Annotated in this window: 22 protein-coding genes and 2 tRNA genes; 16 read left to right on the top strand and 8 right to left on the bottom strand. The window is 63.1% G+C overall.

The annotated features are described in order from the left end of the window. The first annotated feature begins 48 nt into the window (after window positions 1-48). The 3 genes from C6V82_RS05995 (at window position 49) to C6V82_RS05985 (ending at window position 1,408) form a co-directional block, all read left to right on the top strand. The gene (locus tag C6V82_RS05995; protein ID WP_102586667.1) at window positions 49-753 is read left to right on the top strand and encodes a transposase; all 705 of its coding nucleotides are present in this window, start codon (window positions 49-51) and stop codon (window positions 751-753) included. A 201-nt stretch (window positions 754-954) separates the two neighbouring features. Further along, window positions 955-1,146 carry a type II toxin-antitoxin system RelB family antitoxin gene (gene relB / locus C6V82_RS05990; RefSeq protein ID WP_107164720.1) on the top strand — a complete coding sequence of 64 codons (192 nt, stop codon included), beginning with the start codon at window positions 955-957 and terminating at the stop codon, window positions 1,144-1,146. After that, on the top strand, window positions 1,133-1,408 hold the full coding sequence (locus tag C6V82_RS05985; protein WP_107164719.1) for a type II toxin-antitoxin system RelE/ParE family toxin: 276 nt from the start codon (window positions 1,133-1,135) through the stop codon (window positions 1,406-1,408). Before relB ends, C6V82_RS05985 begins: the two co-directional genes overlap by 14 nt. A 294-nt stretch (window positions 1,409-1,702) precedes the next feature. On the opposite strand, the gene C6V82_RS05980 is transcribed toward C6V82_RS05985, so the two are convergent. After that, the gene (locus C6V82_RS05980; protein WP_219724473.1) at window positions 1,703-2,188 is read right to left on the bottom strand and encodes a pilin; all 486 of its coding nucleotides are present in this window, start codon (window positions 2,186-2,188) and stop codon (window positions 1,703-1,705) included. A 310-nt stretch (window positions 2,189-2,498) separates the two neighbouring features. Between C6V82_RS05980 and pilB the strand changes: the two genes are divergently transcribed. From pilB to C6V82_RS05945, 7 genes are all read left to right on the top strand, one after another. After that, complete coding sequence (gene pilB, locus C6V82_RS05975; protein WP_102586963.1) at window positions 2,499-4,298, top strand: type IV-A pilus assembly ATPase PilB; 1,800 nt, start codon at window positions 2,499-2,501, stop codon at window positions 4,296-4,298. Window positions 4,299-4,663: 365 nt separating this feature from the next. After that, window positions 4,664-5,902, top strand: a complete 1,239-nt coding sequence (locus tag C6V82_RS05970) for a type II secretion system F family protein (RefSeq protein WP_102586964.1) — start codon at window positions 4,664-4,666, stop codon at window positions 5,900-5,902. Window positions 5,903-6,269: 367 nt separating this feature from the next. After that, window positions 6,270-6,461 carry a DUF2283 domain-containing protein gene (locus C6V82_RS05965; protein WP_102586965.1) on the top strand — a complete coding sequence of 64 codons (192 nt, stop codon included), beginning with the start codon at window positions 6,270-6,272 and terminating at the stop codon, window positions 6,459-6,461. Between the two features lie 53 nt (window positions 6,462-6,514). Beyond that, a complete protein-coding gene (locus C6V82_RS05960) occupies window positions 6,515-7,360 on the top strand; it encodes a prepilin peptidase (protein ID WP_373297579.1) in 846 nt (281 codons plus the stop codon). 241 nt (window positions 7,361-7,601) lie between these two features. After that, window positions 7,602-8,240, top strand: coding sequence for a dephospho-CoA kinase (gene coaE / locus C6V82_RS05955; RefSeq protein WP_102586967.1), 639 nt, complete (start codon window positions 7,602-7,604; stop codon window positions 8,238-8,240). Window positions 8,241-8,254: 14 nt separating this feature from the next. Further along, on the top strand, window positions 8,255-8,497 hold the full coding sequence (locus C6V82_RS05950) for a DNA gyrase inhibitor YacG (protein WP_102586968.1): 243 nt from the start codon (window positions 8,255-8,257) through the stop codon (window positions 8,495-8,497). A gap of 74 nt (window positions 8,498-8,571) precedes the next feature. Continuing rightward, window positions 8,572-9,459, top strand: a complete 888-nt coding sequence (locus C6V82_RS05945) for a DNA replication terminus site-binding protein (protein WP_102586969.1) — start codon at window positions 8,572-8,574, stop codon at window positions 9,457-9,459. 188 nt (window positions 9,460-9,647) lie between these two features. Here C6V82_RS05945 and C6V82_RS05940 read toward each other — a convergent pair whose 3' ends face one another. The 4 genes from C6V82_RS05940 to C6V82_RS05925 form a co-directional block, all read right to left on the bottom strand. Next, window positions 9,648-10,640 carry a GGDEF domain-containing protein gene (locus C6V82_RS05940; protein ID WP_102586970.1) on the bottom strand — a complete coding sequence of 331 codons (993 nt, stop codon included), beginning with the start codon at window positions 10,638-10,640 and terminating at the stop codon, window positions 9,648-9,650. Window positions 10,641-10,653: 13 nt separating this feature from the next. Beyond that, the gene (locus C6V82_RS05935; RefSeq protein WP_102586971.1) at window positions 10,654-11,469 is read right to left on the bottom strand and encodes an alpha/beta fold hydrolase; all 816 of its coding nucleotides are present in this window, start codon (window positions 11,467-11,469) and stop codon (window positions 10,654-10,656) included. A 118-nt stretch (window positions 11,470-11,587) separates the two neighbouring features. Next, on the bottom strand, window positions 11,588-12,730 hold the full coding sequence (locus tag C6V82_RS05930) for a GGDEF domain-containing protein (RefSeq protein WP_102586972.1): 1,143 nt from the start codon (window positions 12,728-12,730) through the stop codon (window positions 11,588-11,590). A 31-nt stretch (window positions 12,731-12,761) separates the two neighbouring features. Further along, window positions 12,762-13,223, bottom strand: a complete 462-nt coding sequence (locus C6V82_RS05925; protein ID WP_102586973.1) for a molybdopterin-dependent oxidoreductase — start codon at window positions 13,221-13,223, stop codon at window positions 12,762-12,764. 152 nt (window positions 13,224-13,375) lie between these two features. Between C6V82_RS05925 and rraA the strand changes: the two genes are divergently transcribed. The 3 genes from rraA (at window position 13,376) to C6V82_RS05910 (ending at window position 16,678) form a co-directional block, all read left to right on the top strand. Beyond that, window positions 13,376-13,858, top strand: a complete 483-nt coding sequence (gene rraA / locus C6V82_RS05920) for a ribonuclease E activity regulator RraA (protein ID WP_102586974.1) — start codon at window positions 13,376-13,378, stop codon at window positions 13,856-13,858. A gap of 249 nt (window positions 13,859-14,107) precedes the next feature. Beyond that, a complete protein-coding gene (locus C6V82_RS05915) occupies window positions 14,108-14,521 on the top strand; it encodes a type II toxin-antitoxin system HicB family antitoxin (protein WP_102586975.1) in 414 nt (137 codons plus the stop codon). A gap of 270 nt (window positions 14,522-14,791) precedes the next feature. Further along, on the top strand, window positions 14,792-16,678 hold the full coding sequence (locus tag C6V82_RS05910) for a glycerophosphodiester phosphodiesterase family protein (RefSeq protein ID WP_102586976.1): 1,887 nt from the start codon (window positions 14,792-14,794) through the stop codon (window positions 16,676-16,678). Between the two features lie 87 nt (window positions 16,679-16,765). On the opposite strand, the gene C6V82_RS05905 is transcribed toward C6V82_RS05910, so the two are convergent. The 3 genes from C6V82_RS05905 to glpK all read right to left on the bottom strand — a co-directional run bounded on the left by C6V82_RS05905 (window position 16,766) and on the right by glpK (window position 18,836). Further along, a tRNA-Val gene (locus C6V82_RS05905) sits at window positions 16,766-16,842 on the bottom strand. 45 nt (window positions 16,843-16,887) lie between these two features. Further along, a tRNA-Val gene (locus tag C6V82_RS05900) sits at window positions 16,888-16,964 on the bottom strand. 384 nt (window positions 16,965-17,348) lie between these two features. Continuing rightward, window positions 17,349-18,836 (bottom strand): glycerol kinase GlpK, encoded by a 1,488-nt coding sequence (glpK, locus tag C6V82_RS05895; RefSeq protein ID WP_102588862.1) that lies wholly within the window; start codon window positions 18,834-18,836, stop codon window positions 17,349-17,351. 157 nt (window positions 18,837-18,993) lie between these two features. Here glpK and C6V82_RS05890 point away from each other — a divergent pair, with 157 nt between their 5' ends. The 3 genes from C6V82_RS05890 to C6V82_RS05880 all read left to right on the top strand — a co-directional run bounded on the left by C6V82_RS05890 (window position 18,994) and on the right by C6V82_RS05880 (window position 22,631). Continuing rightward, the gene (locus C6V82_RS05890) at window positions 18,994-19,776 is read left to right on the top strand and encodes a DeoR/GlpR family transcriptional regulator (protein WP_102588891.1); all 783 of its coding nucleotides are present in this window, start codon (window positions 18,994-18,996) and stop codon (window positions 19,774-19,776) included. Between the two features lie 122 nt (window positions 19,777-19,898). Beyond that, window positions 19,899-21,449 (top strand): glycerol-3-phosphate dehydrogenase, encoded by a 1,551-nt coding sequence (gene glpD / locus C6V82_RS05885; protein WP_102588890.1) that lies wholly within the window; start codon window positions 19,899-19,901, stop codon window positions 21,447-21,449. A gap of 135 nt (window positions 21,450-21,584) precedes the next feature. Further along, on the top strand, window positions 21,585-22,631 hold the full coding sequence (locus C6V82_RS05880) for an endonuclease/exonuclease/phosphatase family protein (protein ID WP_102588889.1): 1,047 nt from the start codon (window positions 21,585-21,587) through the stop codon (window positions 22,629-22,631). The last annotated feature ends 49 nt before the right edge of the window (window positions 22,632-22,680 follow it).

The raw sequence follows: 22,680 nt of genomic DNA, 5'->3' as shown, positions 1-22,680 counted from the left end.
TCTCGTCCGTAAGATGGCATTCGACAGGGCCAACCTACGGGAGGCGTCATGGCACGTCGCGCTCGCCTGCTACTACCCGGCACCCCGCTACACCTCATCCAACGTGGCAACAACCGCAGTGTCTGCTTCGCCGACAGCGAAGACTGCCTCACCTACCTGGAACTGCTCCACGATGCCAGCCGCGACTGCGGCGTCGATGTGCATGCCTATGTGCTGATGACAAACCATGTGCACCTGCTGGCCACGCCCCGGGTCGACCCGGAAGCCATCAGCGCGATGATGAAACGAATCGGTCAACGGTATGTGCAACGCTTCAACCGGCGCTACCAGCGGACCGGAACACTCTTCGAAGGCCGTTTCCGCTCCTGCCTGGTCAACGAGGCCCACTACCTGCTGGGTTGCCACGTATATATCGAACTCAACCCAGTTCGCGCCGGCATGGTTCAGCATCCCGCGGAATATCGCTGGTCCAGCTATTCAAGTAACGCCCAGGGCGCCCCTGATCCCATCATCACCCCACACGCTCTCACCCTGGCACTCGGAAAGACACAGGCCGAGCGCCAGGAGGCCTACCGTGCGCTATTCCGTCATCACCTTGACTCGGGGCTGATTGATCAGATTCGTCAGGTCACCCACAGCGGGCTGGTACTCGGCACTCCGCGCTTCCAACAGCAGGTCGCGGAACTGCTGGGGCGCAGCACCATCCCCGGAAAACCAGGCCGCAAGCCTAGGGCCACTACGACAAACGCATGAAGGCCGGGAGAAACGGAAAAAACAGCGGCCGGGATCTCTGCCGACCGCTGCTTTATGCTGGGGAAATTGGGGTCTGTCCCCGATTACCTCGCCTGGGGAAATTGGGGTCTGTCCCCGATTAGCCCGATTAGCCTTGATTACCCCGACTTCCCACGCCGGATGACATCCTCTAAACTGAACCCAACTACAGGAGGTCACCACATGAGCACCCCGCTGGATCCGCGCATCAGCGAGTTCGACACTCAGGAGCAGGCCGACAGTTACGACCGCTGGTTCCGAGAGCGCGTGCAGCGCAGCCTGGACGACCCTCGCCCCAACATCCCCCATGACGAAGCAATGGCACGTATTCGCGGTTTGATCGAGTCCAAGAACCGTCGGCATGCTACCGGTTGAGTGGCGGCCTCATGCGCTAAATTCGCTTGAGAACATCGCCGCCTACCTGAATGAGCGCAATCCTTACGCTGCTGAAGTGCTGCTGTACGCCATCGAGCAAACCGTTGAGGCCCTGCCCCAGCATCCCTATCTTTACCGCCACGGTCGGGTGCTCGGAACCCGGGAAGCCGTGGTACATCCTAACTATCTGTTGGTTTACCGCATCGCCGTCGATCATATCGCCATCATCGACGTGCTCCACGCTCGTCGAGAATATCCCTGAGCCAATAAGGGAAATTGGGGTCTGTCCCCGATTAACCGCGATTACCGCATCAAGAGCGGGAGAACCGAAAAAAAAACAGCGGCCGGCATCTCTGCCGACCGCTGCTTTATGCTGGGGAAATTGGGGTCTGTCCCCGATTACACCCGGGCGGTTGTTTAGCAAAATACAGCGGCGACGCTACGAAAGACGCATGAAGGCCGGGGAGAGAAATAGAAAAACAGCGGCCGGCATCTCTGCCGACCGCTGCTTTATGCTGGGGAAATTGGGGTCTGTCCCCGATTATCCGCCCTCTAATTAGCTACAAGAAGATGGTAGATACCGTAGATTAACAGATCCACCTGTACATTCCCAAACTACACCAGTGTCACTTCCAGTACCCTCAAAAACAATAGTGGCATCATCAGTTAGACCACCGACAGGATTAACAGTCACAGTAATTGTTGAAACTTGATCAGAGTCACCATCAACAGCGTACGCCATGGATTTAATAACATTTAGTCCTGCTGCTGTTGCATCTGCAGCCGCAACATCGACTCGAGCACCTCCATCAGCTGTTGTGGGCATAACTCCATTAGATATATAAGACTCCGATATTGTAGTGCGGGCCGCACCTACAAAGCTCAACGCTTCAGACACCTGTGCCCTAGTTGTATAATCCTGATACCTCGGAATCGCTATCGCCGCCAGAATACCGATAATCGCCACCACGATCATCAGTTCAATCAATGTAAAGCCGCCCTGCCCACGCTTTACGTACCGGTTCATCCCTTGCTTTTTCATGGTCCTGCCTCTCAACTTTAACCGCCGTGGCCCGTCTGGCTGATGCCTTCTTCTGACGCCCCGTGCGGGTTTGAATTGGTGGGGCGGCGTCCTGCGTGCCCTACCACCTATGCCAATCATGGGCGGCTATGTGAACCCGCCCTTCACGATTACATTAATTTACGCACCGATACCTTGCAAGGACAGAATGCGGCTTTTTTGTCGGGCGTGGCTAAAAGGTTGAATCGTCTAGCCCTCCACGCTGGGCGGGGGCCACACCAAAGCGCTAGAATCAGCACAAGATGCCACCTTTGCTGCACTGCGAGGCACCATGAATGATTTTCGCACTCCGCCTGCCGATGCTCCCTCGGCCGAGCCCATGACGGCTACCCCCCTTCAGCATGCCAGGCCCGGCGAGGGCGCGCTGCTGCGCGGGCTGGCCCGCCGGCTGGTGGAGGATGGCCAGCTTTCCGAAGCCGCTGCCGTGCGTGCCGAACGCGAGGCCAAGGAATCGGAGGTGTCGCTTTTAGAGCATGTGATCGACACCGGGCTTTCCTCGGCGCGCAAGGCGACACTCAGCGCGGCCTGGGAATATGGCCTGCCGATGATCGACCTGGACGCCATCAAGCCCGAGAGCCTGCCGCGCGCCGATGCCTTCCCGGAAAATATCCTGCGCAAGCTGAAGGTGCTGCCGCTGGTGCGCCATGGCCACCGGCTCACCGTGGCGGTGCCCTTCCCTTCGACGCTTGCGTTGCTCGATGAGCTGCAGTTCGCTACCGGCATGACCCCGGATGGCGTGTTGGCCCCGGTGGATCAGCTCGGCCCGGTGCTTGAGATCTACCTCGCCCAGAGCGAGAAGAGCATGCTCGACGAGCTGAAGGGCGTCGACGATGCGGTGGGCGAGCTCAGCTACGACCAGGGCAACGACGCCGAGGTGGATGTCGAGGCGCCGGTCAAGGACACCGCCGACGACGCGCCAATCATCAAGTTCGTCAACAAGATCCTGCTCGATGCGATTCGCCGTGGCGCCTCGGATATCCACTTCGAGCCCTATGAAACCAGCTACCGGGTGCGCTTTCGCATCGATGGCATCCTCCACGACGTGGCCCACCCGCCGTTCGCCATGCGCACACGTATCGCCGCGCGCCTGAAGGTGATGTCACGGCTGGATATCTCCGAGCGCCGCCTGCCCCAGGATGGCGCCATCAAGTTGAAGCTTTCCAAATCGCGCTCGATCGATTTTCGTGTCAACTCGCTGCCCACGGTGTATGGCGAGAAGATGGTGCTGCGCATCCTCGACCCCACCTCGGCGCAGCTGGGGATCGAGCAGCTCGGCTTCACCGCCGACCAGCGCGAGATGTACGAAACGGTGCTTGGCCACCCCCAGGGCATGATCCTGGTGACCGGCCCCACCGGCAGCGGCAAGACGGTGTCGCTGTATACCGGCATCAATATCCTCAACCAGGTGGAGCGCAACATCTGCACCGCCGAGGACCCGGTGGAGATCAAGGTGCCGGGGGTCAACCAGGTCAACGTGCTGCCCAAGATCGGCCTGGATTTCGCCAGCGCCCTGCGCGCCTTCCTGCGCCAGGACCCGGACGTGGTGATGGTCGGCGAGATCCGCGACCTGGAAACCGCCGAGATCGCCGTGAAGGCCTCGCAGACCGGCCACCTGGTGCTTTCCACCGTGCACACCAACTCGGCGGCGGAAACCCTCACACGCCTGGCCAACATGGGCGTGGAGCCGTTCAACATCGCCAGTTCCGTCAGCCTGATCATCGCCCAGCGCCTGGCGCGCAAGCTGTGCACCCACTGCAAGCAGCCGGCGGACATCCCGCGCGAGGTGCTGTTGCAGCAAGGCTTCAGCGAGGCCGAGGTGGAAAGCGCGACGATCTTCGAGGCGGTGGGCTGCAAGCACTGCACCCAGGGCTACAAGGGCCGGGTCGGCATCTACGAGGTGGTGCCGATCTCTGATGCCATGAGTCAGCTGATCATGAAACGCGGCAACTCCATGGATTTCGATATCCAGGCCCGCCAGGAAGGCCACCCGGACCTGCGCCGCAGCGGCTTGTTGAAGGCCATGCAGGGCATCACCAGCCTGACGGAGGTCAACCGGATTACCAAGGACTGAGGCGTGAGCGCTTCGCTTGTGAGGCGTGAGCGCTTAGCTGGTAAGGCGTGAGCGCGCTTCGCGCTGGTGAGCGCTGCGCTTGTGAGGCGTGAGTCGAGATACGTGAGCGGCGCAGGGGACAGGGCGTAGCGAGGGTCTTTTGCCAGGGATGGCAAAAGTAGCTTACAGGGAGGTATTTACAGCGCCCCCGCTTCGGTCCGACGCTTCGGGCCCTGTCGCCGTCGAGCCGCGGGATCTATGTGAGGCGTGAAAGCCCCGCCTGGCTGGTTGGGACAACAACCCGCCACGAAATAATATCAATACACCGGAGACATCGCGCACCGCTCTTAAGAAGGGCTCCGGTAAACGCAGGGAAACGTTCGCTTATGGCAACTACGACACGCAAGCAGCGAGCCGCGAAGAAAACCAAGCTCTACCGCTGGAAATGGAGTGGCCGGGGGCCAGGGGGGCGGCGCGTGGGCGGCGAGATCGTCGCCGCCCAGAAGGCCGAGGTGGAACGCATTCTGATGGGCCAGAGCATCATCACCAAGAGCGTTCGCCGCAAAAGCGGGATCGGCAGCGGCATGGGCAGCATCAAGCCCCGCGATATCATGCTGTTCGCCCGCCAGATGTCCACCATGATCCGCTCCGGGGTGCCGGTGCTGCAGGCCTTCCAGGTGGTGGCGGAAAGCATCCGCAAGCCGGCGATGAGCGCGCTGGTGCAGGAGTTGATGAACGATGTCTCGGCGGGCTCGAGCTTTTCCGAGGCGCTGCGCCGCCATCCCAGGGATTTCGACCGGCTGTTCTGCAACCTGGTGGAAGCCGGCGAACAATCGGGCTCGCTGGACAGGATGCTCGACCGAGTGGCCACCTATAAAGAGAAGGTGGAATCGCTCAAGGGCCGCGTGAAGAAGGCGCTGTGGTACCCGGCGGCGGTGATCCTGGTGGGTATTGGCGTGACCGCGCTGCTGCTGATCAAGGTGGTGCCGCAGTTCGAGAGCCTGTTCCAGGGCTTTGGCGCCGAGCTGCCGGCGATGACCCGTATGACCATCAGCATGTCCGAGTTCGCCCAGGCCTACTGGTGGTGGGGGGTGCTGGGGTTTGCCGGGCTGGTGTTTTTCATTCGCACCGGGGTGAAACGCTCGGAACGCTTCGCCTACCGCATGCACGCCTGGTCGCTGAAGATTCCGGTGATCGGCAAGATTCTCGATAAATCCGCCGTGGCGCGTTATTCGCGTACCCTGGCCACCACCTTTGGCGCCGGCGTACCGCTGGTGGAGGCGCTGGAAACCGCCGCCGGCGCCACCGGCAACAAGGTCTACGAGCGCGCGGTGCTGCAGGTGCGCGACGACGTGGCCACCGGCCAGCAACTGCATTTCGCCATGCGCATGACCGAGCAGTTTCCGGCACTCGCGGTGCAGATGGTCGGCATCGGCGAGGAAGCGGGCTCGCTTGATGCCATGCTCAACCGCGTGGCCGACTACTACGAGGAGGAGGTCGATAATATGGTCGACACCCTCACCTCGCTGCTCGAACCGTTCATCATCGTGGTGCTCGGCGTACTGGTCGGCGGCCTTGTGGTCTCGATGTACCTGCCGATCTTCGAACTGGGTAGTGTGATCTAGTGAGGCGTGAGCGCTGCGCTGGTGAGGTGTGAGTCGTGAGTCGTGAGTCGTGAGTCGTGAGTCGTGAGTCGATAAGCATGAACGGCGCAGGGGACAGCGCGTAGCGGACATCTTTTTCAGGGACGAAAAAGTTAGCGCCCAGGGAGGGGTTTACAGCGTGTCCGCTAAAGCGCTGTCGCCGTCGAGCCGCGGGTTAGTTACTTGACCTCCTTGAAACGGGCCTGATTCGCTACAAGGATGACACTCGGTTCTGGATAGCCAAGGAGCTGGATGGGCGTAGCGACAATCTGATCTGTGCGGCTGTGATTCTGGAGGATAAACTTGTCGTCAAGACTGTCATGCATCACTTCCAGTGGGAGTAAACATCATGCGTACCACCTATGACGAGGCCGACGATATTCTGGTGCTCCACCTCTCGGAAAAACCGATCTGCAAGGAAACGTCGCAGGACTGGAACACCCACATCAGCTATGCGGAAGATGGCACCATCGTGGAAGTCGTCATTCTGGAGGCTTCCAGGCAGGGCGCCTGGCCACTGCTGAAAAGCGCTGCCGCGTAGCCACTGTCTGACTATCGCCCCAGGACCACAAGGACTTTGCACGCTTGCTTGATTTGCCCCCTTCCCTGCTGTGGCCGTTGGCCGCGTTCGTCGGGCTTTGCCTCGGCAGCTTTCTCAATGTGGTGATCACCCGGCTGCCGGTGATGCTGATGCGTGGCTGGCGGGCCGAGGCCCGCGAGGCGCTGGAACTTGCCGACGAGCATGGCTCGCCCACCTTCAACCTGGTGACGCCGCGTTCGCTGTGCCCCGCCTGCGAAAGCCCCATCGCCTGGCACGACAACATCCCGCTGCTTGGCTGGGTGAAACGGCGTGGCCGCTGCGCCAGCTGCCAAGGGCGCATCAGCCCGCAATACCCGCTGGTGGAACTGGCCGGCGGGGTGCTGGCGGTGTGCGTGGTGGCGCTGTACGGCGCAAGCCCGCAGGGGCTGTTCGTGTTCGGCGCGTGCCTGGCGCTGTTGGCCATGGCGGTGATCGACCTGCGCACCCAACTGCTGCCGGATATCCTGACCCTGCCGCTGCTGTGGGCCGGGCTAGCCTATCAACTGCTCTTTCAACCGCTGCTATTGCCCAGTGCGGTGATCGGCGCCATGGCCGGCTATCTCGCCCTGTGGAGCTTCTACTGGCTGTTCAAGCTTTTCACCGGCAAGGAAGGCATGGGCTATGGTGATTTCAAGCTGCTGGCGGCACTCGGCGCGTGGATGGGCTGGCAATATCTGCCGCTGCTGTTGATCCTCTCCGCCGGGGTTGGCGCGATCGTCGGTATCGCCACACAACTGGCCATCCCCCGCCTGCGCGGTGCGCCCATGCCGTTCGGCCCGTTCCTCGCCATGGCCGGGTGGATCGCCCTGCTGGCCGGCGAGCCATTGATGGCGGTATACGGTGGGTTGTTTTTGTTGTGAGTGGTGAGGGGTGAAGCGTGAGCGCGCTTCGCGCTTGTGAGGTGTGAGGCGTGAGTCGAGAAACGTGAGCGGCGCAGGGGACAGGGTGTAGCGGACATCTTTTTCAGGGACGAAAAAGTTAGCGCCCAGGGAGGGGTTCACAGCGTGTCCGCTTAAACCCTGTCGCCGACGAGCCGCGGGCCGAGCGGTGGCGAGAGGACTGAGGCGAGAGGACTGAGATGCGGCCCTTGAGAGGAGTGTCATGATCATAGGAGTCACCGGCGGGATCGCGTCGGGCAAGTCGACGGTGGCGCGGGCCTTCGGGGCGTTGGGCATTGCCTGGGTGGATGCCGATGACGTGGCGCGCGAGGTGGTGGCGCCGGGGGAACCCGCGCTCGACATGATCGCCGAGCGTTACGGGCCTGCGGTGCTTCAGGATGATGGCAGCCTCGACCGGCGGGTGCTGCGTGAAATCGTCTTCGCCGACCCCGGCGAACGCATGTGGCTCGAGGAAGTGACCCACCCGCGCATCCGTGAACGGCTCGACCGCCACCTCGCCCGCATGGAGGCGGAACATGGCCCCTACGTGCTGCTGGTCTCCCCGTTGTTGTTCGAATCGGGCCAGAGCGCGCTGGTCGACCGCCGACTGGTGATCGATGTGCCGGTGAGCGTACAGATCGCCCGCACCGCGCAGCGCGATGGCGTGGACGAGGACCAGGCCCGCGCCATCGTCGCCGCTCAGATGTCGAGAAGCGAACGGCTGGCCCGCGCCGACGATGTGCTCGACAATGGGGGCGACCAAGCCAGCCTCGACGCGCAAGTGGCCGAGCTCGACCGGCGCTACCGGGAGCTTGCCCAAAACGCCGGTGCCAAGGCAACACCCATCGTGGATACCAAGTGACACAGGACCCCAGCATGAACGCGACTTCCGATACCCGCCGCCCTCTCCAGGTCGCCTGCCCGCAATGCCGCAAGAAGGTGGCATGGCGCGACGACAACCCCTTTCGGCCCTTTTGCAGCGAACGCTGCCGGACCCTCGACCTGGGGGCCTGGGCCGATGGCTCGCACCGCATCGCCGGCGAGCCGGCCATGGACGAGACCGAGATCGACGAGATGATTCTGCGTGCCGAACGCGGCGATTTCAGCGAACGCGAATAAACCTGTGAGCGCCCCCGGATGAGCCTGTCCCGATGAACCTGTCCCGATGAACCTGACCCGATGAACCTGACCCGATGAACCTAGCCCCGCGCCCCGAATACCGCCTGCTTGCCGAACTCGAAGCCGCCTTCGATGCGTTGATCGAGCAAAGCGAGGCGTTGGCGGCGCACTACCGCAACGCCCCCTCGGCGTGCTGGATCTTCGGCCAGCCGGAACCTGTCGAGGCCGACGCGGGCGCTGAGTGGCTGCGGCGGGCGATGCTCGATTTCTGGTACGCCGATGGGCAGGATGGCCGCGCCACCCGCGCCCACGTGGGGCTGGTGGCCGCCGATGCCTCGCTGATGGAACGCGTGGCCGCCACCAACCAGGCCAAGGCCAATTTCGCCGCCCTGCTGGCCACCATTCGCCAGCAGGCCCCGGCGCTGATTCCCGAGGCCAAGGCGGTGCTGCCCTTTCGCCACCCCGCCCTGCACGATCATCTGCGCGGCCAGGGGCTGGCGCGGCTGCACCTCAAGCAGTGCTGGCGGGCGATTCCGGTGGCCGAGGCCCCGGTCGCTCGGGTGCGCCTGGCGTGGTATTCCAGTGGCCGTTCGATCAAGCGCTTGAGCGTTGCGGAGGTGGAGAAGCGCTTGCTGGCGCTGAACACCGACGCCCCCCATGTGCGCATCCAGCTACGCAAGCTGGCCGGCATCCCCAGCGCTGAACCGCTGGCCCAGGTGCAGCGCCAGGCGCCGCTGATGCGCGCCAACCTGTTCTACCGTGAACCGCTGGACGATGGCCGCACGCGGCGCGCCATGAACGTCGCCCTGCCGCTGTTCGCGCCCAGCGAGGATGGCCGCCTGCCCCATCACAACCTGCCACCCCTTGCCCCGCCGGAGACACGTATCCGCGCCCGGCGCCGCGACGAGAAACTCGAGGACGAACCGTTTCTGCCAAGCCTGCGGGTGTATCGGTATCGGTGAGGGGTGAGCGCTGCGCTGGTGAGTCGAGAGTCGTGAGGCGTGAGTCGTGAATCGTGAGCGGCGCAGGGGACAGGGCTAAGCGAGGGTCTTTTGCCAGGGATGGCAAAAGTAGCTTACAGGGAGGTATTTACAGCGCCCTCGCGCAGTCCTGTCGCCGCCGAGCCGCGAGCAAGGCGAGAGCGGCGGGGTCACATATGTTCCAGGCGGTTTCTGCCTCGTGCCTTGGCGCGGTAGAGCGCCCGGTCGGCCCGTTGCAGCAGGCTTTCGGCGGTGTCGCCGGAACGGTAGGCGGCAAGGCCGATGCTCAGGGTGATGGGCGTTTTCTGCCAGGCATGGCACTCCACCGTCAGGCGCAGGCGCTCGACCCCGACGCGTGCGGCGTCGATAGGGGTATTCAGCATCATCAGCACGAATTCCTCGCCGCCGATGCGCGCGGCAACATCGCCACCGCGCAGGGTCTGGCGAATCAACTCGGCCAGGGTGACAAGCACTCGGTCGCCCGCCCCATGCCCGTGGGTATCATTGACCGACTTGAAGTAGTCGATGTCCAGCAGCGCCAGGGTGAAGGCGCTTGCGGCGTCCTGGTTGGCAAGTTGCGACAACAGACTCGTCAGCTGTTCCTCGAAATAGCGGCGGTTGGGCAAGCCGGTGAGATGGTCGGTGGTGGCTTGTCGGTCGAGCCGCTGGTTGAGCAGCTCGAGCTCCTGGCTACGCCCTTCCAGTGTGGCCCTCAAGGATTCCAGTTCAGCGATCAGCCGGGACTTCTCATCGAGCTGCCTGGCATTGACCTGGCGCGCTTCGAGCAGTTCACGCTCCAGGCGATGCTTGCGGGCAATCGGCATCATCGAGATCAGCACCATCCAGCCCCCACCATGCGCGATCCGCTTGGCACTGCACAGCACCGCCAGCGTCCTGCCGTGGGGTAGGCGCAGCTCCAGGTGCGCCTCATCGGCACTGCCCTGGTGGGCAAGACGAAAGCCGACCAGGCCCAGGTAGATCAAGCGCGCCGACGACGTGAACAGCTCGCTTGCCAGGGTGTCGCGAAGGTTGCTGGCGGGCGTATCGAGCCAGTCCGCCAGGGTGTCGTTGGCGGCCAGTACATAGCCGCCCTCGTCGACCACCAGTTGGCCATCGGGGGCCTGTGTCCACCACATCGCCAGCTCTTCATCACGTGCGGGCATGCCGGAGACCGCCTTAGTTGGCCGAGGGGCTGCGCAAGTGCTGACGCACCACCAGGGCCACGAGCTCGGGGTGGGTGAGCTGGGGATAGTGGCCTGGGCAATCCAGGATATCGAGTTCGCCGTGCGGCAGGTGGCGCTGCAGGTATTCGGCCGCTTCTCGTGGCACGATGGCGTCAACCGAGGGCTGCAGCACCACGCTTGGCACGCTGACACGGGGCAGCAGGTCGCGTTTGTCGCCGTAGAAGATATCGCGGGCCAGCGGCCTCAATACCTCCGGCTTTACCGCCAGAAAACGCTCGCGCAGGTCGTGATGGTGATAATCGGTCAGCGCATCGCCGAGGGCCACCTGGGAGAGTGTGCTGGCCCAGTCGAGGTAGTTCTGTTCCATCAGCTGCATCAGGCCGTGAAGCTGCTCTTCGTTGTAGCCGCCGATGTAGTCCGGCGGGTCGTCCAGATACCGCGCCGAGGCGCACATCAGGCACAGCTTGCGAAACGCCCCGGGGCGGGCAACGGATGCCATCATCGCAATGGGTCCCCCCATCGAATGGCCTATTACCAGGGCATCGCGAAGCTCCAGCGCATCGATCAATTCGACAATCTCGTCAACGTGGCCGGCAAGCGTGGCATGCCGGCTTGGCGAGAGCACCTCGGGCGCCGAGGCACCGAAGCCCGGCAGGTCGAGCAGGATCAGGCGAAAATCGGCCGCAAGCAACGGCACCAGCCGACTCCAGACGGTCTGGTCACAGCCGAAGCCATGGATCATCAGCAGCGGGGTATCGCCATGGCCGAACTCGGTGACATTGAGAAGATGGCGGATATCGCGTGGCATGGGAGGTTCCGTGGGTGGGTGATTTGGGTGAGTCGTGAGTCGTGAGTCGTGAGTCGTGAGTCGTGAGTCGTGAGTCGTGAGTCGTGAGACGTGGGATATTAGATCGTCATGGTAAGACTCAAGCATGCTCCAGTCGGTTCCTGCCTCGCGCCTTGGCCCGGTAGAGCGCCCGGTCGGCGCGGGTGTAAAGCGCATCGAACCCCTCGCCTGGCGCTGCGGTGGCGATGCCGATGCTGACGGTGATGGCATGGGCGTCGGCCGGCTCGGGCAGTGCGATGCGTTCGATGTCACCGCGGATGCGCTCGGCGAACCGGGTGGCGGCATCACGATCCGTATCGGGCAACAGCACGGCGAACTCCTCGCCCCCCATGCGCGCCACCACATCGCTTTCCATGCGCGCCACCACATCGCTTTCCCGTACGCGTTTCACCAGCACGTCCGCAACGGCCTTGAGCACCTTGTCACCGGCGGGGTGGCCGAAGCGGTCGTTGACCTCCTTGAACAGATCGAGGTCGAGCACCAGCAAGCTCAACGCACCGCCCTGCCGCGCGGCGCGGGCGAAATCATGCTGGGCCATCTCTTGCATCTTGCGCCGATTGCTTAGCCCGGTCAGCGCATCAGTCTCGCTCAGCTCGCGCAGGCGTTCCCGCTGGCGATGAATCTGCAGCAGCGACAGCGCAAGGCCGCCGACCACCACGACCAGCATCGAGAGCAGCAACAGCACCGCCGTGGACAACCACCCCATCATGCGCCGCTGTTCCGCAGAGGCCTGGTGCAGCAGCTCGTTGAGCTCGCTGTAACTCCACGCCAGCCCCTCCTCCACCTCGAGACCGAGCACCCGCAGGCTATCCAGGTTCGCGGGAGTTCGCTCGTCCATCACCCGCTCTACCCTCTCTCCCAGCGTCGGCAACTGCTGTTTGACGTAGTCGAGCTCCTCGAGCAGCGGCGCATAGCCTTGCGAAGGTAAATCGCTGTTTTCGAGCGAGTGCCGGAGACTCTCCATGCGCTGTGGAATCAACCACATCAAATGACTCACCTGCTGGATGTGGATGCTGTCGGGACTGTCGAGCAGGCTATCCAGTCCGAGGCGCAGCTTTACCGGGTCTTCCTGGGCACGCACCACATCGGTGACCATGGCGGTGTAGTCGGCACCCACCAGATGCCGCGCCTGGGTCATGTACATGCCCGCCGCCAGGCCACACAACCCGAACAGCACGACGATGACCGTGACCAACCCGATGCGAAACCCGTCGACTTTCATGCGTCGGCTCTCATGCGTCAATGCCCACCCGTCACCTCGCGCTGATCTCGCGGATGGCCCAGATCCACCGCGTCATCGGTTCGATGCCGGATTGCACGGCGTCGAGATCGTCGGGCACCACGAGCATCAATGGGCCCAGTTCCCGGCGGGGGATCGGCTCGCCATCGAGCCGGGTCAGCAGCAGATAATCCTTTTGCCGACGCTCGGCGGGGGTGAGAAAGGTGGTGTAGTCATCATGGGCGATGAAGCGCACTCGGCGCGCTTCATCCAACCGATGGGCGGCCAGGAAGTCATTCAGCCATACCCCGGCAAAACGCCCCGAGGGGCCTTCCGGGTGCTGAAGTTCAAGCTCATGCATCTCGGTACGCTCGATCTCCTCGAGGCCTAGCGTGCGACTCTCGCCCGCGTGGCTGAGCGTCAGCACCTCATGTTGATCGGCGCAGGCGATACCGGCCCACAGGGCCAGGGGGATAATCAGAGATGCCAGGCGCATAAGTATGAACTCTGTCAGCCGTATCATTTACATTTACCATCATGCGGATTCGCTGCGTGGAAACCAAGGGGGGCGCTGGTGAGTCGTGAGCCGTGGGCTGGGTATGGCATCATATCGGCACGTGAATCTTTCCATGCTCCGGGAGCCTTGCCATGACCTCCATCATCACGCCCGATATCTGCGACGCCCATCCGGATGTACGCGCGCTAGACCCGATCTTCGTCAACTTCGGCGGTGTCGATGCTTTCTGCGGGCCGATCCGCACGGTGAAGTGCTTCGAGGACAATTCGCTGGTCAAGCAGGCGGTGTCGGAGCCTGGCGAGGGCGCGGTGCTGGTGGTGGATGCCGGCGGCTCCCTGCGCTGCGCGATGCTTGGCGACATGCTCGCCGAACAGGCCGCCGACAATGGCTGGTCGGGGGTGGTGATGTACGGCTGTGTGCGCGATGTCGACGTGCTCGCCGGGATCGAACTCGGCGTGCAGGCGCTTGGCTGCCACCCGCGCAAGAGCGAGAAGCGTGGCGAGGGGCAACGCGACATCCCGCTCACCTTCGCGGGAGCCACCATCACACCGGGGGAATGGCTGTACGCCGACAACAACGGCATCCTGATTGCCGAAAGCCAGCTGCCGCTTTGATTCATTCTTGTAGTGGCGCTTTCCGCAAGAACCTGGCGTCACCAACATCGGTGGATCTTGCCGTTCAACTTGTGCAGCAACTCACCCGGAGTTACTATAACTCCATGACGACAGGAAGTCGTGATGAAGAGTGCAGATCTGATCAAGGAGCTGGAGGCGCTTGAAGAAAGGCTTGATACAGGGAATCAGAAAGCAAGCTGGTCTTGATTGAAACTAGCGGTTTCCGGCATGACATTGGAGCAACAACACATGCACTACCCCATTGCCATTGACATTGGCGATACGCAGCAAGCCTACAGCGTTGTTGTGCCTGACCTGCCAGGCTGCTTCTCCGCTGGTGACACCTTCGACGAGGCAATCGCGAATGCACGTGAGGCCATCGAAGGGCATCTAGAGAGCTTATCGGAGCATGGTGACCCCATCCCCACGGCAACCGCTATCCAGCAACACCTCAATAACCCTGAGTATGCAGGTTGGGTATGGGCAGCGGTGGAGGTCGACGTAACCCCTTACCTTGGCAAAAGCCACAAGATAAATGTCACCCTGCCCGATCTTCTGATCAAGCGCATAGATAGCAAGGTAGGGAAACAGAGCGACTATAAGAGTCGTTCCGGATTCCTGGCCCGCGCCGCGTTGCATGAACTCGAGCGGCACGCCAAGTAATAATGAACCTCTCCATACGCCTGCGGCCCAACGGCGACAGGGCTCTGAAGCGTCGGACCGAAGCGGACACGCAGTAGACACATCCTTGGGCGCTAATGTTTTCGTCCCTGAAAAAGGTGTCCGCGACATCAGCCCCATGCGCCGCTTGTGACTCTCTATCCACTCCTTACAAGCAAAGCGCTCACAAGCGCAGCGCTCACTCATCACCCACTTGCCCACTGGGTGGCGACAGTGCCACCCTGAGCGCATGATCATTTCAAGACGCGTGCCATGCTGGCCCTCTCCGCGCTGAGCCGCGATGTGCTGCGCAGCCTCAGGGATCACCTGCGGCCGCTGATCGCCTACCACCTGTTCTTCACCCTGCTGGCATCGAGTCTTTTGCTGCCTGCGGTGGCGTGGAGCCTTGCCCAGTTGCTGTCGGGCTTCGGCCGCCCGGTGATCACCAATGCCGGGGTGCTCGATGTGCTGCTCAGTGCCGGGGGGGCGCTGTGGTTGCTGGCCGCCGTCGGGCTGACCTTCCTGGTGCTCTACCTGCAACAGGCGGGGATGATCCTGGTGGCGGTTCGCCCACGCGACAATCACTACCGCCTGGCCTTCGAGGCGCTGTGGGAAACCCTGCGCCACTTGCCAAGGCTGGCGGGCCTTGTGGTCGTGCAGGTCGGCACTCACCTGGTGCTCTTCCTGCCGGTGGCCTTTGCCGTGGTGTGGCTCTACGACGTGTTTCTCGGTGGCCTTGACCCCTACTATGTGCAGCGGATTCGCCCACCGGCGCTGTGGCGATTCGTCGCGGTGGCCACCCCGCTCGTGTTGGTGTGGGTATCGCTTGCCGCCACGCTCTATTTCCGCTGGATACTCGCCCTGCCGCTGGTAGCGCTCGAAGGCCTGTCACCACGCGCCGCGTTAACGCGCAGCCATTTCCTGACCCGCAGTCGGCGACACCACATCGCGGTGGCGGTCATCGCCCTGCTGCTGGTGATCATCCTGTTGCCGTTTCTCGCAACGGCCCTGTTCGACCGAGTGTTCACGCCGATGCTGTGGTGGCTACCCGAGCGCAACGCGGTGCTGGTACCGGCGATGCTGGGTTACCTGACCCTCTACGTACTGGTGACGCTTGCCATCACCTTCGTGGGTATTGCCGCCAATGCTCTGCTGTCGGCATGCCTCTACCTGCGTTTGGCGCACCGCGAGCCACGGCCGGCGCCGCCGCCCGCCGATGCCCACCCCGGACGACTGGCCTGGATGGTGGAGCTCGGGGTGATCCTGTTCGCGCTGCTGCAGGCGTGGCTTATCGTCAACAGCTTCGAGTTGCGCGACGACGTGGCGGTGATCGCCCACCGCGGAAGCTCCTTGGCGGCACCCGAGAATACGCTTGCCGCCGTTGACCTTGCGGTACGCGAGGGTGCGGATTATGTCGAACTCGATGTGCGCCTGACCGCCGATGAACAGGTGGTGCTCTACCATGACCGTACGCTCACCCGGCTGGCCGGGGATCCGCGCCACCTTGGCGAGCTCGAGCGCCATGAGCTCGAGAACGTCGATGTCGGCAGCTGGTTCGGCGATGCCTTTATCGGCGAGCGCATCGCCGGCCTCGATCAGGCGCTCGCCATGGTGCGCGGCAAGAGCCGCCTGATGATCGACATGAAGGCCGACCCCGGGCGCGGTCAGGCGCTGGTGGACGCGGTGATCCGCACCCTGGAAGACGAAGCCCAATGGCGTATGAGGTGCCAGGAACTCGCCCTCAATCCGCGCCAGGCGGGTCAATGCGGCAGCCCCAATGTGATCGGCGAGACGCGGCTTGCCACCATGTCACCGGCGCTCGCCCGCGAGATGAAGGCTCGCGAGCCGCGCCTGCGGGTCACCCTGCTCGCCCAGTTGATCCTCCCCGGCACCCTCGACCGGGGTGGCTTCGATGCCCTGGGCCTGCGCCACAACCGCATCACCGCCGACGAGATTCGCCTGGCGCGCGCTATCGGCTACGAGATCCACGCCTGGACCATCAACGAGCGCACCCGCATGTCCCAGCTGATCGACCTGGGGGTCGATGCGATCATCACCGACCGGCCACACCTGCTTTCCGAGCTGCTGGAAGACCGCCGTGAGCTCAGCGACGGCGCGCTGTTGCTGGTCAAGATGCGCAACTGGTTGCGGCGGAGGTGATGCTTCGCCGTCGAGCCGCGAGTAAGCAGGCGTGAGCGGCAAAGCAAAACGCCCCCGCAGGCTGGGCTGCGGGGGCGTTGCGGAATCTGGTAGGACCAAGCGGATTTGAACCGCTGACCTCCACGATGTCAACGTGGCGCTCTAACCAACTGAGCTATGGTCCTTCAATACGCTTTTGGCCTGGGGCTTAGAGCCTGGGGCTTAGGACTTGGTAGGACCAGGCGGATTTGAACCGCCGACCTCCACGATGTCAACGTGGCGCTCTAACCAACTGAGCTATGGTCCTGCCGCAGCCTTCACACCGATGCTTGATGGTGGTGGCCAACTTGCTGTTGCACGGTGCTTATTGCCCCGCGCAACGGATGCACATATTACCTATCCGGCAGCGTTTTGCAAGGGCCATGTGAGGGTTTCAGGGCTATCGCAGTTAGCAGCAGTTCACTCGGTGCTGCACCGACGACAGGTCTGCGAGGAGGCGCTGTAGACCCGTCCCTGGGCGCTACTTTTGCCCTGCTGCGCTCTCGCATCCTGCTCCGCTTGTAGGACCGGGGCTGGCCATCCATGGCCAGCCCGTTCGGAGCAATGCTCCTCACCCATGGCAAAAGACCTCCTCTTAGACCTGTCCCCGGCGCCCCTCGTCTTGGCCAACTCCAATTGCCCTGTCGCGGGTTCAGCGCTCGCTTTTCACCCTCTCGACGGCTTCCTGCCAACCCTGGTAGAGACGCTCGCGTTCGTCCGCCTCCATCTGCGGCGTAAAACTGCGTTCGCACTGCCAGAGCTCGGCGATTTCGTCGAGGTCGCGGTACCAGCCCAGCCGCAGGCCGGCAAGATAGGCCGCCCCCAGGGCGGTGGTCTCCAGCACCGTGGGGCGGTCCACCTGGAGGTTGAGCATATCGGCCAGAAACTGCATGACCCAGTTGTTCTTGACCATGCCGCCATCCACGCGCAATGCCTGGGGTGAGGCGGCCATGTCGTCGCTCATGCACACCTGCAGGTCGAGGGTCTGGTAGCACACCGCCTGCAGGCCGGCGGCGACGATCTCGGCAATGCCGGTGTCACGGGTCAGGCCGAAGATCGCGCCACGCGCCTTGGGATCCCAGTGCGGGGCGCCAAGGCCGGTGAAGGCCGGCACCAGATAGACACTGTGGCCCGCACGGGTCTGGCGCGCCAGGGATTCGGTCTCGGCGGCATCGGCGAACAACTGCAGGCCATCACGAAGCCACTGCACGGTGGCGCCGGCCACGAAGATGCTGCCTTCCATGGCGTAGGTGGGCTTGCCGTCGAGCCGATAACCCACGGTGGTCAGCAGGCGGTTGCGCGACAGCTCCGCCTTGTCGCCGGTATTGACGATCATGAAGCAGCCGGTGCCGTAGGTGCTCTTGCCCATGCCCGGCGCGAAGCACGCCTGGCCGAACAGCGCGGCCTGCTGGTCGCCCGCCACCCCGGCGATCGGCAGCTCGCCACCCAGCCACTCGGCATCCACGCGGCCAAAGTCGTCGCTGGAGTCCTTGACCTCGGGCATCAGGTTCTCGGGGATGTCGAAGAGCTCGAGCAGTATCTTGTCCCAGCACTGCTCGTGGATGTTGAACAGCGCGGTGCGCGAGGCATTGGTGGCATCCGTGGCGTGCACTCGCCCACCGGTCAGCCGCCAGATCAGGAAGGTGTCGACGGTACCGAAGGCCAGCTCGCCGCGTTCGGCGCGTTCACGGGCACCTTCGACATTGTCGAGTATCCAGGCAAGCTTCGTGGCAGAGAAATAAGGGTCTATCAGAAGCCCGGTACGTGACTGCACGTCATCCAGATGGCCTTGCTCGCGCAGTTGCTGGCAGGTCTCCGCGGTGCGCCTGTCCTGCCAGACGATGGCGTTGTAGAGCGGCTTGCCGGTGGCGCGGTCCCACAGCAGGGTGGTTTCGCGCTGGTTGGTGATGCCGATGCCGATGATCTCGTCGATTGCCACTCCGGCCTCGCCGATGACCTCGCGGCAGGTCTCGACCACCGACTCCCACAGTGCCTCGGGATCATGCTCGACCCAACCATCCCCCGGGAAGTACTGAGGAAATTCACGCTGAGCGGTGGCCATGTTGCGGCCCTCGCGATTGAACAGGATGGCGCGTGAGCTGGTCGTGCCCTGATCGATGGCTAGCAGATAGTCGGCCATGAAGGCTCCTGTGATGTTCGTTTATGATCATAAAGAGTACTGCAGTGTGTTCGGAATGCTGTACTACCTTGGTAGCAATCATGGGCACGAATACCTTATGAAGCCTGCCGCAACGCGCATCGATCACCTACAATGGCATGATCGAAAGGGAGCCGACATGAATCAGCAACTGCGTCAGGACGCCATCGTCGAACTGGTACGTCGCCAGGGATATGCCAGTATCGAACAGCTCACCGAGCATTTCACGGTCACGCCACAGACCATCCGCCGCGACCTCAATGCATTGGCCGAGGACGGGTTGATCCGCCGCGTGCATGGCGGGGCGGGACTTGAATCCAGTACGGTGAATACCGCCTACAGCACCCGCAAGAACCTCAACCTGGATGCCAAGCGCCGTATCGGTCAGCTGCTGGCCACCCAGATTCCCGACGGTTCTTCCCTGTTCATCAACATCGGCACCAGTAACGAAGTGGTCGCCGAGGCCTTGCTGGAACGCCACCGTGACCTCGAGGTGATCACCAACAACCTCAATGTCGCCGCGATCCTCCAGCACAAGGAGGACTTCAACGTGATCGTCGCCGGTGGCCAGGTGCGCTCGCGGGATGGCGGCATCATCGGCGAGGCGACCATCGACTTCATCAACCAGTTCAAGGTCGATTACGGCATCATCGGTATCAGCGGTATCGACGAGGATGGTTCGTTGCTGGAGTTCGACTACCAGGAAGTGCGTGTCGCCCAGGCGATCATCCACAACTCCCGCCAGGTGCTGCTGGCCGCCGACCATTCCAAGTTCCATCGCAACCCGGCCGTGCGGCAGGGCAACATCACCCAGATCCACGCGCTGTTCACCGACCGCCGCCCTCCCCAGGCCATCTGCCAGCTCATGGCAAGCCATGACGTGGCACTGCATATTGCCGAATCGGTATCGCCGGACAAGTGAAGGTCATTTTCGCTTGATGTTCGCTTTCGACTGAATTATGTTCTTTTTAGAACATAATGCAGGCGAGATGCTCGGGTTGCATCTTGGCGGCGCAACATATGGTGATCATCGTGGCAGACCCCATGGCAGCATCTTCTCTTGCATCACCCTCTCTCGAATCACCCGGGCGGCACGCGATTCTCGATCTGTTCGTGATCGGAGGCGGTATCAATGGGGTGGGCATCGCCAATGATGCGGCGGGTCGAGGCCTTGCCGTAGGGCTGTGCGAACAGGCCGACCTGGCCAGCGCCACCTCATCGGCGAGCAGCAAGCTGATCCACGGTGGCCTTCGCTATCTCGAGCATCGCGAATTTCGCCTGGTGGGCGAGGCGCTGCGTGAACGCGAGGTGCTGCTCGAGAAGGCGCCCCATATCATCTGGCCACTTCGCTTCATCCTGCCACACCGTTCCCACCTGCGCCCCGCCTGGATGATTCGTGTCGGTCTCTTTCTCTACGACCATCTCGGCAAGCGCAAGCGCCTGCCAGGGTCGAAGGGGCTGCGTTTCGGTTCGAATACGCCTCTCAAGGACACCATCACCCGCGGCTTCGAATACTCCGACTGCTGGGTGGATGACGCCCGCCTCGTGGTGCTCAATGCCATGCAGGCCCGCGAGCTCGGTGCCGAAGTGCTGGTGCATACCCGCTGCGAGGGCGTGAGAGAAATCGACGGCTACTGGCAGATCACCCTTGCCGATACCAAAAGCGGCGAGCGGTTCACACGCTTCGCCCGCACCCTGGTCAACGCAGCGGGCCCCTGGGTCGAGCAGGTGGTACGCCGGCAGGCCAATCGCGCATCGCGCTACGCCATCCGCATGATTCAGGGCAGCCACCTGATCGTGCCGCGCCTCAACGGCGATGCGCGCGCCTATATCCTGCAGAACAGCGATGGCCGCATCGTCTTCGTGCTGCCCTACGAGAACGATTTCAGCCTGGTAGGCACCACGGATCGGCGCTACGAGGGCGATCCCGCCAAGGTCGCGGCGACCGACGAGGAGATCGACTACATGCTGGCGGTGGTCAATGATCATTTCCGCCGTACGCTCGGCCGCGATGACGTGATCCGCACCTTCTCCGGCGTGCGCCCGCTGTGTGACGACGAGTCCGCCGACCCCTCGGCGATGACCCGTGATTACACCCTCGCGCTCGATGCCCAGGGTGCGCCGATGCTGTCGATTTTCGGTGGCAAGATCACCACCTACCGCAAGCTCGCCGAAGCGGCGCTTACCGAGCTTGCACCCTACCTGCCCGGCATGGGCGAGCCGTGGACCGCCGAGGTGGCGCTGCCCGGTGGCGATATCCGCGATCAAGCATCATTCAGTGATCGGCTGCTCGGCGATTACCCCTGGCTCGGCAAGGCGCGGGCCGAGCGCTTCGCTCGCACCTATGGCAGCCTGTGCCTCGCCTTTCTGGCCGACGCGGAAAGCGAAAAGGCGCTTGGCGAACACTTCGGCGCGGGGCTCACCGCCCGCGAGGTCGAGTACCTGATCGACCGCGAGTGGGCCCGTGACGTGGAGGATATCCTGTGGCGGCGCACCAAGCTTGGCCTGCGCCTGGAGCCTCGGCAACGCGAACGTCTGAGCGAGTTTATCCGCGAGCGGCACGCCGCCTTGTCATCATCGCGCCGGGTGGCCTGAGCCAGAGTTGAAGCGCCCCTGACGAGTGGCCTCTCCTCGCGCGCTAACCATGACTGACGTATTGTGGTGGGCGATGGATCCAATGGAGGGATGCCCGTGCCAAGCTCACTTGCCACCGACCTGTTCACCTGGCTGATGGCGCTTTGCGCCCTGACCCTGCTTGCCATCACGTTGCTTGCCCACCTGCGGGTCAGGTGGTGGTGGATACGCGCCTGTGAATTCCCGCGCCAGCAGATCGCCGTGCTGGCGGCAGTCGTCGCGCTCGTCGGCTTGTTCGCCACGCCACCTTGGTCGTGGGTGATCGTGGCCACGGCGCTGCTCGTGGTGATCGTCCAGGTCGGCTACATCCTGCCCTGGACTCGCCTCTGGCCCATCCAGGTTCAGCCCGCCGAGAACGGCCACGAAGGCCGCCACCTGAGTCTGTTGATCGCCAATGTCCTGACCCCCAACCGCGAGTCGCAGCGGCTGGTGGAGATCATCCGCGAGCAGGACCCGGACGTGATCATCACCCTGGAATCCGATGACTGGTGGCAGGCCAGGCTCGACGAGGCCATCGAAGCAGACTGGCCACACGCGGTGAAGATCCCGCTCGACAACCTCTACGGCATGCACCTCTATTCACGCCGGCCGCTGATCGACACCGAAGTGGCCTGGTTGATCCAGGATGACATTCCCTCGATCCACACCGGTGTGGCGCTTGCCAGCGGCGATGTGATCCAGCTGCGCGTGCTGCACCCTCGCCCACCGGCGCCTGGCGAGAGCGAGGAGTCGCTGTGGCGGGATGCCGAGCTGTTGCTGGTGGGCCAGCAGATTCACCAGGCGCCGGTGCCCACCATCGTCGCCGGAGACCTAAACGACGTGGCCTGGTCACGCACCACTCGCCGCTTCTCGCGGGTCAGCGGCATGCTCGACCCGCGCAGGGGGCGCGGCATGTTCAGCTCCTTCCATGCCCAGTACCCTTTCCTGCGCTGGCCGCTCGACCATGTCTTCACCACCGAGCATTTCACGCTGGTCGAGATGCGCCGCCTGCCGGCCTTCGGTTCCGATCACTTCCCGATTCTCACCCGCCTGTGCTATCGCCCATCGCGCAGCGACGAGCACGAGACCCCGGATGCGGATCACGACGAACACCGGATCGCCCGGCAGACCGTGCGTGAGGGCAAGGCCCGCACCCAGGAGTGACACGCAACGCCGCTCCAGGCGCCGATCCGATGGGAAATCTGCTACGTCC

The organism is Halomonas urumqiensis, from assembly GCF_003028575.1.
GTDB lineage: Bacteria > Pseudomonadota > Gammaproteobacteria > Pseudomonadales > Halomonadaceae > Halomonas > Halomonas urumqiensis.
Note: the sequence above shows the minus strand (reverse complement) of the source record. Positions and strands in the feature narration are given on the sequence as shown.

Excerpts from the sequence above, each read along its gene's own strand:
- C6V82_RS05995 (WP_102586667.1), top strand. The coding sequence starts at position 49 with ATGGCACGTCGCGCTCGCCTGCTACTACCCGGCACCCCGCTACACCTC.
- relB (WP_107164720.1), top strand. The coding sequence starts at position 955 with ATGAGCACCCCGCTGGATCCGCGCATCAGCGAGTTCGACACTCAGGAG.
- C6V82_RS05985 (WP_107164719.1), top strand. The coding sequence starts at position 1,133 with ATGCTACCGGTTGAGTGGCGGCCTCATGCGCTAAATTCGCTTGAGAAC.
- C6V82_RS05980 (WP_219724473.1), bottom strand. The coding sequence starts at position 2,188 with ATGAAAAAGCAAGGGATGAACCGGTACGTAAAGCGTGGGCAGGGCGGC.
- pilB (WP_102586963.1), top strand. The coding sequence starts at position 2,499 with ATGAATGATTTTCGCACTCCGCCTGCCGATGCTCCCTCGGCCGAGCCC.
- C6V82_RS05970 (WP_102586964.1), top strand. The coding sequence starts at position 4,664 with ATGGCAACTACGACACGCAAGCAGCGAGCCGCGAAGAAAACCAAGCTC.
- C6V82_RS05965 (WP_102586965.1), top strand. The coding sequence starts at position 6,270 with ATGCGTACCACCTATGACGAGGCCGACGATATTCTGGTGCTCCACCTC.
- coaE (WP_102586967.1), top strand. The coding sequence starts at position 7,602 with ATGATCATAGGAGTCACCGGCGGGATCGCGTCGGGCAAGTCGACGGTG.
- C6V82_RS05950 (WP_102586968.1), top strand. The coding sequence starts at position 8,255 with ATGAACGCGACTTCCGATACCCGCCGCCCTCTCCAGGTCGCCTGCCCG.
- C6V82_RS05945 (WP_102586969.1), top strand. The coding sequence starts at position 8,572 with ATGAACCTAGCCCCGCGCCCCGAATACCGCCTGCTTGCCGAACTCGAA.
- C6V82_RS05940 (WP_102586970.1), bottom strand. The coding sequence starts at position 10,640 with ATGCCCGCACGTGATGAAGAGCTGGCGATGTGGTGGACACAGGCCCCC.
- C6V82_RS05935 (WP_102586971.1), bottom strand. The coding sequence starts at position 11,469 with ATGCCACGCGATATCCGCCATCTTCTCAATGTCACCGAGTTCGGCCAT.
- C6V82_RS05930 (WP_102586972.1), bottom strand. The coding sequence starts at position 12,730 with ATGAAAGTCGACGGGTTTCGCATCGGGTTGGTCACGGTCATCGTCGTG.
- C6V82_RS05925 (WP_102586973.1), bottom strand. The coding sequence starts at position 13,223 with ATGCGCCTGGCATCTCTGATTATCCCCCTGGCCCTGTGGGCCGGTATC.
- rraA (WP_102586974.1), top strand. The coding sequence starts at position 13,376 with ATGACCTCCATCATCACGCCCGATATCTGCGACGCCCATCCGGATGTA.
- C6V82_RS05915 (WP_102586975.1), top strand. The coding sequence starts at position 14,108 with ATGCACTACCCCATTGCCATTGACATTGGCGATACGCAGCAAGCCTAC.
- C6V82_RS05910 (WP_102586976.1), top strand. The coding sequence starts at position 14,792 with ATGCTGGCCCTCTCCGCGCTGAGCCGCGATGTGCTGCGCAGCCTCAGG.
- glpK (WP_102588862.1), bottom strand. The coding sequence starts at position 18,836 with ATGGCCGACTATCTGCTAGCCATCGATCAGGGCACGACCAGCTCACGC.
- C6V82_RS05890 (WP_102588891.1), top strand. The coding sequence starts at position 18,994 with ATGAATCAGCAACTGCGTCAGGACGCCATCGTCGAACTGGTACGTCGC.
- glpD (WP_102588890.1), top strand. The coding sequence starts at position 19,899 with ATGGCAGCATCTTCTCTTGCATCACCCTCTCTCGAATCACCCGGGCGG.
- C6V82_RS05880 (WP_102588889.1), top strand. The coding sequence starts at position 21,585 with ATGGCGCTTTGCGCCCTGACCCTGCTTGCCATCACGTTGCTTGCCCAC.